The 617-nt window shown below is 47.8% G+C and carries 1 protein-coding gene; it reads left to right on the top strand.

From position 1 onward, the window contains the following. Positions 1-232: 232 nt before the first annotated feature. Positions 233-583, top strand: coding sequence for an HAD family hydrolase (locus P5674_RS25615; RefSeq protein WP_410246172.1), 351 nt, complete (start codon positions 233-235; stop codon positions 581-583). The last annotated feature ends 34 nt before the right edge of the window (positions 584-617 follow it).

The following is a 617-nucleotide window of genomic DNA, read 5'->3' as shown; positions in this document are numbered from 1 at the left end:
AATTTGCTATTAACGGGGGATGAACGGGCTAGAATTGAACGTCAGCGGGCGGAAAGGGCAGAAGTAGAGTTACAGCAGGAACGCCAACGGGCGGAGGCTGAACGCCAACGGGCGGAAAGACTAGCGGAGTTATTACGCGCCCAGGGAATTAACCCGGATGAACTGTAATATAAAGGTGGGTTACTAAGTCAACTTGAATAGGGGAGAGGGGGTATTTGAGAAGTTGAAAACGGTGTTATTTTGGGATATTGACGGGACGCTTTTAAACACTAAAGGGGCGGGGCGGCTGTCGATGGAGGTAGCGATCGCAGAACTGACAGGCGATCGCACGGATTTGTCAGCTTTGAATATGGCGGGATTGACAGATTGGGATATTTGCAGCAGGATTTTAGAAAAGTGCAATCTTGAACCGACGGCGGAAAATATCGAACAACTTCAGAAACTCTACATTAAACATCTCCCCGAAATGTTGCTGCGATGTCGGGGATATGTGTTGGCGGGAGTGCGGGAAATTTTGGAGAATTTGCAACAGCGCACCGATGTTTTATCTTTGGTTTTAACCGGAAGCGTTTATACGAGTTAACTGACTTGGCTGGCGATCGCTTTAGTTTTTCTGT

Source organism: Limnospira sp. PMC 289.06, from assembly GCF_032350395.1.
Lineage (GTDB): Bacteria > Cyanobacteriota > Cyanobacteriia > Cyanobacteriales > Microcoleaceae > Limnospira > Limnospira platensis.
This window is presented reverse-complemented; position numbering and strand designations above follow the sequence as displayed.